Consider the following 14,156-nt stretch of genomic DNA (forward strand, 5'->3'; position numbering starts at 1 on the left):
TTCGTTTCCGTCGCTGCGTTGTCTGCTGAGGAGGCGAACTATACGTCACGCCCCCTCACCCGTCAACACCTTTCGCGATAAAAACCGTAACAAAAGCAGGCCACACACCCCAAACCATTGATACGTCAGCGGATATCCACAAGGGGTATTTAATGAAGCCCCATCACACCCGCGAAACACCTAGCAAAACGGGCCGGGGAGCGACTCCGGCCCGTGCCTGAAATACGTGTTTCCTCAGTTTTTCACGCCCTCTTCCGGCTTCAGGAAGGGAAGGAAGGCCTTGACCACCTCGGGATCGTCCGGCTTGGTGCGCGTTCCTATGCTGATAACCTTGCTGGCGCCGGGCAGGATCAGGTATTTGTGGAAGTTCCAGGTCGGCGCGTCGTCAGTGGCCTGGATCAGCGCCTTGAAGAAGGGCTGCGCGTCCTTGCCGCGCACATGCCCCTTGCTCGCCATTGGGAAGGTCACGCCGTAATTGGCTTCACAGTAGGCGCCGATCTCGCTGTTGCTGTCCAATTCCTGGAAAAAGTCATTGCTGGGAAAACCCACCACCATCAGGCCGCGCGCGCCATAGTTCTGGTACAGCGCTTGCAGTTGCTTGAACTGCGGGGTGAAGCCGCAGTGGCTGGCGGTATTGACGACCAGCAGCGGGCGATCGGCATATTCGCACAGCTTGATCTCGCCCCCCATCAGGCCCGGCACGGTGTAGTTCAGCAGGGCTGGACACGCCGCCATGGCCGCCTGGCCGCAAAACATCAAGAGTATGCCTAATTTTTTCATCTCGCCCTCCTCGGCTTCGCCATGCTTGATGGCCACATAAGATAATAAGGCAATGCCTGGAGCATTGCCTTATCTATTGTCGCCGCTTCCGCCGACTGGCGGCTGCTGTCATTCCTGCTGGCTGGCGATATCGGCCCGTACCTTGTCCATGTCGAGCTCGCGCAGCCCCTGGATCAACTGCTCGAATTGCGCCGCCATCATCGCGCCGGCCTGGTTGAACACCATGATGCCGTCCTTGATCGCGATCAGTGTCGGGATGGAACGGATATTGAAGTGCGCAGCCAGGTCGCGCTCGTCTTCGGTATTGATCTTGCCGAACACGATGTCGGCGTGTTTTTCCGATGCGGCTTCAAAGGTAGGGCCAAACATTTTGCACGGGCCGCACCACGGCGCCCAGAAATCGAGGATGACCAGGCCTTCCTCTTTCATATTGGCGTTGAAGTTGTCGGCATTGAGGTTGATGTAAGCCATAAGATGTCTTTCGCTGTTCAGAGCGCCCGCCAGCGGCGGACTGTTGCAGCAAAGATAGGTACGCCGCGGCGGCATTGCAAGACTGTCGCCCAGTTGAATTTATCAATCCAAGCAATAGCGACGGCCTTGCTCCGCAAGCTCAGCCAATAAAAGGCAGGGCCAGATATAGCTTGATCACGATGGCGTTGACGATGTCGATGAAGAAGGCTCCGACCATCGGCACCACCAGGAAGGCCAGATGCGAGGGACCAAAGCGCTCGGTCACCGCCTGCATATTGGCGATGGCCGTGGGCGTGGCTCCGAGACCGAAACCACAATGGCCAGCGGCCAATACCGCAGCATCGTAATTACGCCCCATCACCCGGAAGGTAATGAAGATCGCGTACATCGCCATCGCCACGGTCTGCGCCAGCAACAACACAAAGATGGGCAGCGCCAACGCCGCCAGATCCCACAAACGCAGCGACATTAGCGCCAGCGCCAGGAACAGCGACAGGCTGACATTGCCGAGCACCGACACTTCACGCTCGAAGATCTGGTACCAACCCAGTGCCGCCAGCCCATTGCTGATCAGCACGCCAACGAACAACACGCAGACGAAGGTGGGCAGTTCCAGCGGCGTGCCCTTGAGCAGGCCGCCGATGAAAGTGCCGCCCAGCAGGCAGACGGCGATCAACGCCAGGGTTTCGATGAAGGAGTGCGGCGTGATCAGCCGCTGTGCGTCCGGCTGCTCGAAAGCCAGCGGCGGATCGTCGGCGTTGTGCTCGGCGCCCGGCGTCTTCACTTTCTTGACCAGGAAGCGCGCCACCGGGCCGCCGATCAAGCCGCCCAGCACCAGGCCGAAGGTGGCGCAGGCCAGCGCCAGTTCCGACGCCGAGGCCAGTCCGTATTTGGAAGTAAAGGTGCCGCCCCAGGCGGCGCCAGTGCCGTGACCGCCGGACAAGGTGATGGAGCCGGCCAGCAAGCCCATCAACGGGTCCAGGCCCAGCAGGCTGGCCAAGGCGATGCCCAGGGTGTTCTGCACCAGCAGCAAGCCGACCACCACCGCCAGGAAGACGCCGACGGTCTTGCCGCCCTGACGCAGGCTTTTCAGATTGGCGTTAAGGCCGATGGAGGCGAAGAAGGCCAGCATCAACGGAGTTTGCAGCGAGGAATCGAAGCGGACTTCGCTGCCGGTGAATTGACGGAACAGCAGCAGCAAGGCGGCGATCAGCAGGCCGCCGACCACCGGCTCGGGGATATTATAGGTGCGCAGTAGAGCGACATGCGCCACCAGTTTGCGCCCGAGCAGCAATACCAGCGACGCGGCCACCAGGGTGCCGTAGAAATCGAGTTGGATCATCGGGTCTCCATATTATTGATGAGCGAAGGCACGCGCTTGATTCAGACTAGCATGCGTCGAAATCTTGTCGCGCCCTGCAATACGATAGGAAACCCGGTGATAAAGTTCGGCTTCTAATTAATCGAAGCCTTATATATAGGATTCGGAACGCTAGCTGCGCTGAATCTGCCAACACTGGTGAATGGAGCGGTTGCGGAAGTCTTCCGGCACCGATTGCGCGCTGATGTCGCGGATGACGTAGTCTTCAGCCAACCTCTCGTCCAGCTTGAAGCTGCGCAGATTATTGGAAAAATACAAGGTGCCGCCCGGCGCCAGCAGCGCCATCGCGTAATCGATCAGCCAGACGTGGTCGCGCTGCACATCCAGGATGTCGCGCATCTTCTTGGAGTTGGAAAAGGTGGGCGGGTCCATCACGATCAGGTCGAACTGCTTGCCGCCATCCACCGCGTCTTCCAGGTACTGGAACACATCGGCGCGCACCAGTTGATGCCGGGCGAGGTCCAGGCCGTTGAGTTCGAAGTTGCGGCGCGACCAATCCTGATAGGTATTGGACATATCCACCGTCTCCGAACTGGCCGCGCCGCCGCAGGCGGCATAGACGGTGAAGCTGCCGGTATAGGCGAACAGATTGAGAAAGCGCTTGCCGGCGGCCTCTTCCCGCACCCGTTTGCGGGTGTTGCGGTGGTCTAGGAACAGACCAGTGTCCAGGTAGGCGTCCAGATTGACGATGAAGCGCTGGCCGAATTCATCGATGATGAAGTCGTCGCCCAACTGCCCCACTTTCTCATACTGGCTGACGCCCTTCTGGCGACGGCGGTTCTTCAGCGTCACCGCTTCCGGCGCCACGCCGGTCACAGCGCACAGGCTGTCCACCACCGCGTTGATCCAGTCGCGGTAGGCATCGTCTTCCATCTCCCAGCCGGTATCGTATTCCTGCAGATGAACGCGCTCGCCGTACAGGTCCACCGCGAACGGGAACTGCGGCACATCCTTGTCGTAAACGCGCCAGGCATCCAAGCCCTGGCGGCGCGCCCATTTGGCGTGGTGCTTGTAATTCTTGGCCAGGCGATTGGCGAATGGGCTGACGTCCAGCATGGGTCCTCGATTTCAACGGTGGCATGACAAAAAACAAACGCGCCGCTGACTGCTGGCGGCGCGCTGACGGATATCCGATTCTATTACAGCCGCGGCTATTCGGACGAATACATCTCGATCAGCTTGCGGTAAACCGGCTCCGGCAGGTACTGGCGAATCACGCTTTCCCAGCCGCGCGGTCCCACCAGGCCCTTGACCATCGTCGACGACACCTCGGCGTATTCACGCGGCGGCAGCAGGAAGATGGTGGTGATGTCCGGGTGCAGGTCGGAGTTGATATAGCGCATGGTGCGCTCGTACTCATAGTCGCTGGCGGTGCGGATGCCGCGGATGATGTAGTTGGCGCCTATGCTCTGCGCATAGTTGACCAGAAACTGGTTCTCGAACACATCCACGCGCAGCTTGCTGAAACCGCCGGTAACCGAACGCAGCAAGCCCACCCTTTCCTCGACGCTGAAGGTACAGTGTTTTTCCGGGTTCACTCCGACCGCCACGATCAATTCGTCAAACAGTTCCACCGCTTCGCGAATCATCCAGAGATGACCATTGGTCACCGGGTCAAAGCTGCCCGCATACACGGCTCGCTTCAATTCTCGTTTTCCTTTGACTGTGTGTGCCATGGCGAATGTATCGTGGTCGTTGGGGGTGGGTAAAGCAATTTTTGTGCGTTGCGCAAAATGTTTTGCCTCTGTCGCGACTATCCACGGCAGAATCTGTCCATTCCTCTGATTATCGACAATGCCGCGCCAAAAAAAAGCGGAGCCGCTAACGCGACTCCGCTGGCTGGGCCACAATAGGCTCAGACGTTGATTTCTTCCGCCCGGTGGCAGGCAATCATGCGCTGATCCAGCTCGCGCAACTCCGGCACCTCCTGCCTGCAGCGTTCCTGCGCATGCGGGCAGCGCTTGTGGAAGGCGCAGCCGCTAGGCGGCTTCAGCGGACTGGGCAATTCGCCCTCGATCTTGATCTTGATGCGGCGCTGTTCCGGATGGATGGACGGCGTCGCCGACAGCAGCGCCTGGGTATACGGATGCAGCGGCCGCTCGTAAACGCGGTTCTTTTCTCCCACCTCCACCGCGCGCCCCAGATACATCACCATCAGATCGTCGGCCACATGTTCAACCACCGACAGATTGTGGGAAATGAACACATAGGCGGTCTTGAACTCGTCCTGCAGATCCATGAACAGATTGAGCACCTGGGCCTGGATCGACACGTCCAGCGCCGAGGTCGGCTCATCGGCCACCACGATTCTGGGATTCAGCATCATCGCGCGGGCGATGGCGATGCGCTGGCGCTGGCCGCCGGAAAACATGTGCGGATAACGGAAGTAGTGCTCCGGCCGCAGACCGACGCGCTGCATCATGCCGCGCACTTTCTCCTCGCGCTCCCTGGCGCTCAAGGCGGTATTGATCTGCAGGGGCTCGGCCAGCTGGCTGCCTATCTTCTGACGCGGGTTCAGCGAGGCGTAGGGGTTCTGGAACACCATCTGCACCTTGGTGCGCATCGCCTTGAGTTCTGCGCTGCTGGCGGTCGCCGCATCCTGACCGTCCAGCAACAGCGAGCCGGAAGTCGGTGCTTCGATCAGCGTCAGTTGCCGCGCCAGCGTGCTCTTGCCACAGCCGGATTCGCCCACCACCGCCAGCGTCTTGCCGGCCTGCAGCTCGAAGGAGACGCCGTTGAGCGCCTTGACTTGCGCCGAGGGCTTGAAAAATCCCTGCGACACATCGTAATAGCGGGTCAGATCCCGCGCTTGCAGTACGCTGCTCATTTCGCCTCCTGATCCGGCAATGGGTAGTGGCAGCGCACAACGCCGCCTTCCACGGGGGTCAAACCCGGACGCTGGGTCCGGCAGTTGTCCTTGACATAGGGACAACGCGGCGACAACAGGCAGCCGCTGGGGCGGTCGTACTGTCCCGGCACGATGCCGGGCAAGGTGTTGAGGCGATGCGCGCCTTTGCTGTGCTCCGGAATCGACGACAGCAGCGCCTCGGTATATGGATGGGCCGGATGATTGAACACGCCGGGCACCGCGCCCATCTCCGCCACCTGGCCGGCGTACATCACCGCCAGCCGGTGCGCCACCTCAGCCACCACCGCCAGATCGTGAGTGATCATGATCAGCGCCATGTTCTGGCTCTTTTGCAAGGACACCAGCAGTTCCATGATCTGGGCCTGGATGGTCACGTCCAGGGCCGTGGTCGGCTCGTCCGCGATCAAGAGCTTGGGATTACAGGCGATGGCCATCGCGATCACCACGCGCTGGCTCATGCCGCCGGACAACTGGTGCGGATAGGCGTCCAACCGCGAGGCCGGCGCCGGAATCTCCACCAGTTCCATCAGTTCCAGCGCGCGCCGCTTCAGCGCCGCGCCGCGCAGGCCCTGATGCAGTTTCAGCACTTCCATGATCTGGTAGCCGACGGTATAGCTGGGATTCAGCGAGGTCATCGGGTCCTGGAAGATCATCGCGATGTCCTTGCCGACGATCTTGCGGCGCTCACGCGCGGAAATGGTCAGCAGGTTCTTGCCGTCGAAGCTCAATTCATCGGCCACGATGCGGCCCTGGCCTTCCAGCAGCCCCATCATCGCCATCATGGTGACCGACTTGCCGGAGCCGGATTCGCCGACGATGCCGACGATCTCGCCCTGGTCCACCGTCAGGTCCAGCCCTTCCACCGCGCGGAAGGGATTCTTTTCCGAACCGAACTCCACCGAGAGGTTCTTGATTTGCAGCAAACTCATGTCTATCCCCTCAAGCGGCGCGCTTCAGTTTCGGGTCCAGCGCGTCGCGCAGGCCGTCGCCCATCAGATTGATGGCGAGCACCGACAGCAGAATGGTCAGGCCGGGCAGCGTCACCACCCACCAGGCGCTTTCTATGTAATCGCGGGCCGAGGCCAGCATGGTGCCCCATTCCGGGGTCGGCGGCTGCACGCCCAGGCCGAGGAAGCCCAGCGCGGCGATTTCCAGGATGGCCGAGGAGAAACTCATGGTCGCGTGCACGATCAGCGGCGCCATGCAGTTGGGCAGCACGGTGACGAACATCAGCCGCGGCAGGCCGGCGCCGGCCACGCGCGAGGCGGTCACATAGTCGCGGTTCAACTCGGTCATCGCCGATGCGCGGGTCAAGCGCACATAGGCGGGCAAGGCCACGGTGGCGATGGCTATCATCGCGTTCATCAGACCCGGCCCGAGAATGGCCATGATGGCCACCGCCAGCAGCAAGGAGGGCAAGGCCATCATGATGTCCATCAAGCGCATGATCGCGCTGCCCAGCGCCTTGGGAAAGAAAGCGGCCAACAGGCCGAGCACCACGCCCGGCAGCAAGGCCATCACCACCGAGCACAGGCCGATGAACAGCGATAGCCGCGCGCCGTGGATCAGTCGCGACAGGATGTCGCGGCCCAATTCGTCGGTACCGAACAGGAATTGCATAGAGCCGCCATCCACCCAGGCCGGCGGCGTCAGCAGATGGTCGCGGTATTGCTCGATCGGGCTATAGGGCGCCACCAGCGGCGCCAGCAGCGCACAGGTGGTGACGATCAGCATGAAGATCAGGCCGGCCACCGCGCCCTTGTTGTGGGAAAAGCCCTGCCAGAACTCCTTCAGCGGCGAGGGGTAGGCCAGCGCCAGATCCTGGCCGGCGTTGGCTTGCGTATTCTGAGTCATAAGATCCACCTACTGGCTGTTACTTGGCGTGACGGATGCGCGGATTGGCGATGCCGTACAGGATGTCGACGACGAAGTTGGTGACGATCACCATCGTGGCCACCATCAGGATGCCGTTCTGCACCACCGGATAATCGCGGCGGCTGATGGCGTCGATCAGCCATTTGCCTATGCCCGGCCAGGAGAAGATGGTTTCGGTCAAGACCGCGCCGCCCATCAGCGTGCCCACTTGCAGGCCGATCACGGTCAGCACCGGGATCAAGGCGTTGCGCAGGGTATGGATGAAGATCACCCGCGCCGGCGACAGGCCCTTGGCGCGCGCGGTGCGCACATAGTCCTCGCGCAGCACTTCCAGCATCGACGAGCGCGTCATCCGCGCGATCACCGCCAGCGGGATGGTGCCCAGCACGATGGCGGGCAGAATCAAGTGCATCAGCGCGTTCTTGAACGCGCCGGCATTGGCTTCCGGATCGGCGGCTTCCGCCAGCCAGGAATCAATCAGCATGAAGCCGGTTTGCGGATGGATGTCAAAACTCAGGTCAACGCGGCCGGACACCGGGGTCCAGCCCAGCTTGACCGAGAAGAACATGATCAGGATCAGGCCCCACCAGAAGATGGGCATGGAAAAACCGGTGAGCGAGATGCCCATCACGCCGTGATCGAACAGCGAACCGCGCTTGATCGCGGCGACGACGCCGGCCAGCAGGCCCAGCACGGTGGCGAAGATCAGCGCGGCGATGGCCAGTTCCAGCGTGGCCGGGAACAGGGTCTTGAACTCGGTCCAGACCCCGGTCTTGGTAACCAGCGATTCGCCCAGGTCGCCGTGCAGCAGATTGACCACGTAATCGAGGTACTGGGCATACAGCGGCTTGTCCAGGCCGAGGCGGTGCAAGGCCTCGGCGTGCATTTGCGGGTCGAGCGCGCGCTCGCCCACCATCACCTCGACCGGATCCCCCGGGATCATGCGGATCAGGCCGAAAGTCAGCAGCGTGATGCCGAAGAAAGTGGGCACCAACAGGCCCAGCCTTCGCAGAATAAAGGAAAACATGAGAACTTCTCCCTTGCGCCGGCCCCAATGGGCGACTGGGCGCAATACTCAACTTTGAGACCCAGGGCTGACGACACCATGACGATGCAACGGCGCGCGACGACCCTATTGCGTTTTGGGAGACGTTACCGGGGATAAACGGAGAAGAAGCAAGGAAAACAGCAGGAAGAGCGCCGAAGCGATGGCATGCAACTGAACCACCCACCCACATCAGCTGCGCCACCGCCACGGCAAGTGCAAGATAGCACTCGTCGCCGCAGATGAGCTTGACCCAGGTCAAGCCGGACGCACAGCCTCTCCACGCTGTGACTGACTACCCTCTGAAGACCACCCTGTAGACGTTCCGCCGCCATCGGGCCCGCCGCCTCTGCGTGCGGCTGGAAACCCAAGGCTTGTAATGGCTAATAGAACCCAGTTTCTGCGCTGAGGCAAGACGCGCCGGCGCCGGCCGCGACGCGGCAGGCGGGACAGGCCCGCATCAGGAGTTCCATTCGCCGAACTTAGTCAAAACATCGGGGGCTAAGCCCCCGATGTCGCTGCTTGCATGAGGGGGCGGCTTACTTGACGCTGACACCGTAGAAGGAATTCAGGCCAAACGGGCTGACCTTGAAGCCTTGCACCGATTTCAGCATCGGCTGATTCACGGTGGAGTGGGCGATCGTGGTCATCGGCACTTGCTGTTTGACGATTTCCTGAGCCTTCATGTACAGCTTGGTGCGCTCCGCCACATTGGAGGTGCGCTTGCCTTTCTGGATCAGGTCCTCAAACGGCTTGTAGCACCACTTGGAGAAGTTGTTGCCGTTCATCGCGTCGCAACCGAACAGCACGCCCAGCCAGTTGTCCGGGTCGCCGTTGTCGCCAGTCCAGCCGATCAGCATGGAATCATGCTCGCCAGCCTTGGCGCGCTTGATGTACTCGCCCCATTCGTAGGAGGTGATCTTGGCCTTGACGCCGATCTTGGCCCAGTCCGCCTGCACCATTTCCGCCATCAGCTTGGCGTTGGGGTTGTACGGACGCTGCACCGGCATCGCCCACAGGCTCAGCTCGAAGCCGTTGGGATAACCGGCCTTGGCCAGCAAGGCCTTGGCCTTGGCGGCATCGTAGGGCACGTCCTTCAGGCTCTTGTTATACGACCACTGGGTCGGCGGCATCGGGTTGGTGGCCGGCTGGCCGGCGCCTTGGTACACCGCGTCGATGATGGCTTTCTTGTTGATCGCCATATCCAGCGCCTGGCGCACTTCCAGCTTTTCCAGCGGCTTGTGCTTGACGTTGTAGGCCAGGTAGCCCAGGTTGAAGCCCGGCTGGGCAACCACCGCCAGCTTGGAATCGGCCTTCATCGCCGCGATATCGGTCGGCCGCGGATTGACGGTGATCTGACACTCGCCGGCCTTCAGTTTTTGATAACGCACCGAGGCGTCGGTGGTGATGGCGAACACCAGATTGTCCACTTTCGCGCCATCCGCCTTGTTCCAGTAATCCTTGTTGGCGGCGAAGCGGATCTGCGCGTCTTTCTGGTAGCGCTTGAAGATGAACGGGCCGGTGCCCACCGGCTGCTGATTGATCAGCTGCGGCTTGCCGGCCTTGAGCAGCTTGTCGGCGTACTCGGCGGACTGCACCGAGGCGAAGCTCATCGCCAGGTTTTGCAGGAAGGCCGCGTCCAGGCTCTTCAGCGTGAACTTGACGGTATTGGCATCCACCTTCTCGACCTTGACGATATTGGTGTCCAGGCCCATGTCGGTGAAATACGGGAATTCGGTCGGGTAGGCTTTGCGGAACGGATGGTTCTTGTCGATCATGCGGCTGAAGGTAAACACCACATCATCGGCGTTGAACTCGCGGCTGGGCTTGAAATAGTCGGTAGTCTGGAACTTCACGCCCTTGCGCAGATGGAAGGTGTAGCTCAGGCCATCGGCGGCCACGTCCCATTTCTCGGCCAGCGCCGGCACAACCTTGGTGCCGCCGCGCTGGAATTGCACCAGGCGGTTGAATACGGTTTCGGCGGACGCGTCGAAGTCGGTGCCGGTAGTGTATTGACCCGGATCGAAACCGGCCGGGCTGCCTTCCGAGCAGTACACCAGAGTGCCGGCGGCCTGGGCCGACATCGCGGCCCCCGCGATCAGGCCGGCTGCCAACAGCGCTTTCTTGACAGTTTTCATAATTATTTCCTTTCCCTTGTACAGACTCGTAGGTCTTGCTTTATCGGTGGGTTCAATGCCCGCCATGGGGGGATACATTATGCAGAGAGGACGCTTTTGACAAGCGTCCTCTGCTTTTTTCTGCCAAGCGCCCTTCGCGCTAGGACTATTTTTACCGACTTATCAGATTTTCCTCAGCACAACACTGCCCACCGAATAGCCCGCGCCGAAAGAAGAGATGACACCGACATCGCCGCTGCGCAGGTCGTCAGAATGCAGATGGAATGCGATGATCGAACCGGCGGAACTGGTGTTGGCATAGCGGTCCAGGATCACCGGCGCCTCGACATCGCCGGCCTCGCGGCCGAGCACGCGCCGGGCGATCAGCTGGTTCATCGCCAGATTGGCCTGGTGCAGCCAGAAACGCGCCACCTCGGCCGGCGCGATGCCCAGGCCGTCCAGGTGCGCGGCGATATGCTCGCCCACCATCGGACACACTTCCTTGAATACCTTGCGGCCCTGCTGCACGAACAGCTTGTCCGCTTGGCCGATGCCGCTCTCGTCGCAACGATTGAGAAACCCGAAATTATTGCGGATGTTATTGGAGAACACCGTGGCCAGCTTGCTGCCCAACACCTCGTAACGCTGCGCCGAACTGGCCGCATCGGCCCGCTCCAGCACCACCGCGGTGCAGGCGTCGCCAAAAATGAAGTGGCTGTCGCGGTCGCGGAAATTCAGGTGGGCGGAACAGATTTCCGGGTTCACCATCAGCACCGCGCGCGCCTGGCCGCTGGCGATGGCGTTGACCGCGGTCTGAATGCCGAAGGTGGCCGACGAGCAGGCCACATTCATGTCGAAGGCGTAGCCATCGATGCCCAGCGCCTGCTGCACCTCGATCGACACCGCCGGATACGGCCGCTGCATATTGGAGCAGGCGACGATGACCATATCGATGTCGGCGGCGCTGCGGCCGGCCCGCTCCAGCGCCTGGCGCGCTGCGGCCACCGCCATTTCCGCCTGAATCGACAACTCGTCGTTGCCGCGCTCCGGCAGATGCGGCGCCATTCTGGCCGGGTCCAATACTCCGGACTTATCCATCAGAAAGCGTTGCTTGATGCCGGAAGCCTTTTCGATGAACTCGGCGCTGGATTCGGCCAGCGCTTCCATTTCACCGGCGGCGATGCGTGCCGCGTGCTGCTGATTGTGAGCCTGCACGAACGCGTTGAACGTTGCGACCAGTTCCTGATTGCTGACCGCGTGCGGCGGCGTGAACAAGCCGGTTCCGCTGATGACGACCTTGTGCATGAATTGTCCTTTTAGCCCCCGTAAGCCGGGTAAGAACCGCCAAGCAAATCTCGGATCCCGCGTTGCGCCGACTGTTCGCGTCGGCGCCCCTTGTCACAGGAGCGCGGTGAGACTTTGTTAGCGGCTTAATCTTAAGTGTAATAATTATGTGGCGACTCCAGCTGCGCCGGCCGCGCTGCCGCGGCCGCAAAACGCGCCCTGTCGCGGTCTGCCCATAGGCAAACCATTCCGTCGCCGGATTCTACACCAAGCCCTTCATCTGAAAGTAATAAAAGCGCAAACCCCGCCACCAGCGCCGTTGCGGCGGATTCGCCGCCATGGAGCGCGTCCGGCCGCCGTCCCAGAAGGCCATATGCAGCGGCTCCCGCAGCGCAAGCCAGTACCCCAATCAGCAAAAACCGAGTAAAATGATCGGCTTTGCGCGACGGCGCCTCCGCGGTGCCCGCCTTGACCAGCGTCAATAATACTTGACTAAAACAGTCGGATATTAGGTATAATCGTCTGCATCAGGAATTCATCCCTCCAAAACCCCACTCTTGGAGACCAGAGACATGCGTTTAACCACTAAAGGCCGCTTTGCCGTCACCGCGATGCTGGACCTGGCCTTGCGCGAAAGCGGCGGCCCGGTCACGCTGGCCGGCATCAGCGAGCGCCAAGGCATCTCGCTCTCCTACCTGGAACAATTATTCGGCAAACTGCGCCGCGCCGAACTGGTGGACAGCGTACGCGGCCCCGGCGGCGGCTATACCCTGGCCAAAACGACAATAGATATTTCCGTGGCCGACATCATCACGGCCGTGGACGAACCGGTGGACGCCACCCAGTGCGGCGGCCGCGAGAACTGTCGCGGCAATCAGCGCTGCATGACCCACGATTTGTGGACCAATCTGAACGTCACCATTTTTGACTACCTGTCCAAGGTCAGCCTCGCCAGCCTGGTGGAGCAGCAAAAAGCCAAGGACGGCAAAGAAAACACTGTATTGCAGGATAAGCGCGAATGCAGCGTGCTTCACGCTTCTGCCGCCTCCGGCGCCCTGTAGGCGCGGACCCCTCTTCTGTGGAGAACATAAATGAGCCAGCTCAAGCTTCCTATCTACCTCGACTACTCGGCCACCACGCCGGTAGACCCGCGCGTTGCCGCCAAGATGATTCCCTATCTGTGCGAACAATTCGGCAACCCGGCCTCTCGCAGCCACAGCTTCGGCTGGGACGCGGAGGAAGCGGTGGAGAACGCGCGCGCTGAAGTGGCCAAGCTGATCAACGCCGATGCCAAGGAAATCGTGTGGACCTCCGGCGCCACCGAATCCGACAACCTGGCGATCAAGGGCGCCGCCCATTTCTACAAGAGCAAGGGCAAGCACCTGATCACGGTCAAGACCGAGCACAAGGCGGTGCTGGACACCATGCGCGAGCTGGAACGCCAGGGCTTCGAAGTGACCTACCTCGGCGTGAAGGACGACGGCCTGCTGGATATCGAAGAGTTCAAGGCCGCGATCCGCCCGGACACCATCGTCGCCTCGGTGATGTTCGTCAACAATGAAATCGGCGTGGTGCAGGACATCGAGCAATTGGGCGAAATCTGCCGCGCCAAGGGCGTGATCTTCCACGTCGACGCCACCCAGGCCCCGGGCAAGGTGGTCATCGACATGGAAAAGCAGAAAGTGGACCTGTTGAGCCTGTCCGCCCACAAGGTATACGGCCCCAAGGGCATCGGCGCCCTGTACGTGCGCCGCAAGCCGCGCGTGCGCCTGGAAGCGCAGATGCACGGCGGCGGCCATGAGCGCGGCTTCCGCTCCGGCACCCTGGCCACTCACCAGATCGTCGGCATGGGCGAAGCCTTCCGCATCGCCCGCGAAGAGATGGACAGCGAGCGCGAACGCATCCGCATGCTGCGCGACCGCCTGTGGAACGGCATCAAGAACATGGAAGAGGTTTACATCAACGGCGACATCGACCAACGCGTGCCGCACAACCTCAATGTCAGCTTCAACTTCGTCGAGGGCGAAAGCCTGATCATGGCGATCAAGGAACTGGCCGTGTCCAGCGGTTCGGCTTGTACCTCGGCTTCGCTGGAGCCGTCCTACGTGCTGCGCGCGCTGGGCCGCAACGACGAAATGGCGCACAGCTCGATCCGCTTCACGCTGGGCCGCTTCACCACCGAGGAAGAAATCGACTTCGCGGTGAATCTGCTAAACCAAAAGATCGGCAAGCTGCGCGAACTGTCTCCGTTGTGGGAAATGTTCAAGGACGGCGTGGATCTGAATTCGGTTCAATGGGCCGCCCACTAAGGGCGACGGCAATATCCAGCGCCGA

The 14,156-nt window shown here is 61.1% G+C and carries 13 protein-coding genes; 2 read left to right on the forward strand and 11 right to left on the reverse strand.

Annotated elements, in window-relative coordinates; genetic code table 11:
* Positions 1-234 precede the first annotated feature (234 nt).
* From ACE3QM_RS18595 to ACE3QM_RS18645, 11 genes are all read right to left on the reverse strand, one after another.
* The gene (locus ACE3QM_RS18595; RefSeq protein WP_374423963.1) at positions 235-780 is read right to left on the reverse strand and encodes a glutathione peroxidase; all 546 of its coding nucleotides are present in this window, start codon (positions 778-780) and stop codon (positions 235-237) included.
* Between the two features lie 108 nt (positions 781-888).
* Positions 889-1,251: a thioredoxin gene (gene trxA, locus ACE3QM_RS18600; protein ID WP_048411958.1), complete on the reverse strand. Its 363-nt coding sequence runs from the start codon at positions 1,249-1,251 to the stop codon at positions 889-891.
* 139 nt (positions 1,252-1,390) lie between these two features.
* Positions 1,391-2,593, reverse strand: a complete 1,203-nt coding sequence (gene gltS, locus ACE3QM_RS18605) for a sodium/glutamate symporter (RefSeq protein ID WP_231463116.1) — start codon at positions 2,591-2,593, stop codon at positions 1,391-1,393.
* 150 nt (positions 2,594-2,743) lie between these two features.
* Positions 2,744-3,688, reverse strand: a complete 945-nt coding sequence (locus ACE3QM_RS18610) for a class I SAM-dependent methyltransferase (protein ID WP_374423966.1) — start codon at positions 3,686-3,688, stop codon at positions 2,744-2,746.
* A gap of 95 nt (positions 3,689-3,783) precedes the next feature.
* Positions 3,784-4,308, reverse strand: coding sequence for a pantetheine-phosphate adenylyltransferase (gene coaD / locus ACE3QM_RS18615; RefSeq protein WP_048411955.1), 525 nt, complete (start codon positions 4,306-4,308; stop codon positions 3,784-3,786).
* Positions 4,309-4,487: 179 nt separating this feature from the next.
* On the reverse strand, positions 4,488-5,459 hold the full coding sequence (locus ACE3QM_RS18620; RefSeq protein ID WP_374423969.1) for a peptide ABC transporter ATP-binding protein: 972 nt from the start codon (positions 5,457-5,459) through the stop codon (positions 4,488-4,490).
* On the reverse strand, positions 5,456-6,430 hold the full coding sequence (locus ACE3QM_RS18625; RefSeq protein WP_048411953.1) for an ABC transporter ATP-binding protein: 975 nt from the start codon (positions 6,428-6,430) through the stop codon (positions 5,456-5,458). Before ACE3QM_RS18625 ends, ACE3QM_RS18620 begins: the two co-directional genes overlap by 4 nt.
* A gap of 10 nt (positions 6,431-6,440) precedes the next feature.
* Complete coding sequence (locus tag ACE3QM_RS18630; RefSeq protein ID WP_048411952.1) at positions 6,441-7,355, reverse strand: ABC transporter permease subunit; 915 nt, start codon at positions 7,353-7,355, stop codon at positions 6,441-6,443.
* Positions 7,356-7,374: 19 nt separating this feature from the next.
* Entirely contained in the window at positions 7,375-8,403 is a 1,029-nt protein-coding gene (locus ACE3QM_RS18635; protein ID WP_374423971.1) for an ABC transporter permease subunit, read from the reverse strand.
* Positions 8,404-8,960: 557 nt separating this feature from the next.
* The gene (locus ACE3QM_RS18640; RefSeq protein WP_231463110.1) at positions 8,961-10,559 is read right to left on the reverse strand and encodes an ABC transporter substrate-binding protein; all 1,599 of its coding nucleotides are present in this window, start codon (positions 10,557-10,559) and stop codon (positions 8,961-8,963) included.
* Between the two features lie 162 nt (positions 10,560-10,721).
* A complete protein-coding gene (locus ACE3QM_RS18645) occupies positions 10,722-11,843 on the reverse strand; it encodes a beta-ketoacyl-ACP synthase III (protein WP_374423973.1) in 1,122 nt (373 codons plus the stop codon).
* Positions 11,844-12,394: 551 nt separating this feature from the next.
* On the opposite strand from ACE3QM_RS18645, the gene iscR reads away from it, so the two are divergent.
* Both iscR and ACE3QM_RS18655 read left to right on the forward strand, forming a co-directional pair.
* Positions 12,395-12,883: a Fe-S cluster assembly transcriptional regulator IscR gene (gene iscR / locus ACE3QM_RS18650; RefSeq protein ID WP_231463103.1), complete on the forward strand. Its 489-nt coding sequence runs from the start codon at positions 12,395-12,397 to the stop codon at positions 12,881-12,883.
* Positions 12,884-12,913: 30 nt separating this feature from the next.
* Positions 12,914-14,131, forward strand: a complete 1,218-nt coding sequence (locus ACE3QM_RS18655) for an IscS subfamily cysteine desulfurase (protein WP_374423976.1) — start codon at positions 12,914-12,916, stop codon at positions 14,129-14,131.
* Positions 14,132-14,156 lie beyond the last annotated feature (25 nt).

Origin of the sequence: Chromobacterium sp., assembly GCF_041912965.1 — a bacterium.
In the GTDB taxonomy this organism is placed as follows: Bacteria; Pseudomonadota; Gammaproteobacteria; order Burkholderiales; family Chromobacteriaceae; genus Chromobacterium; species Chromobacterium aquaticum.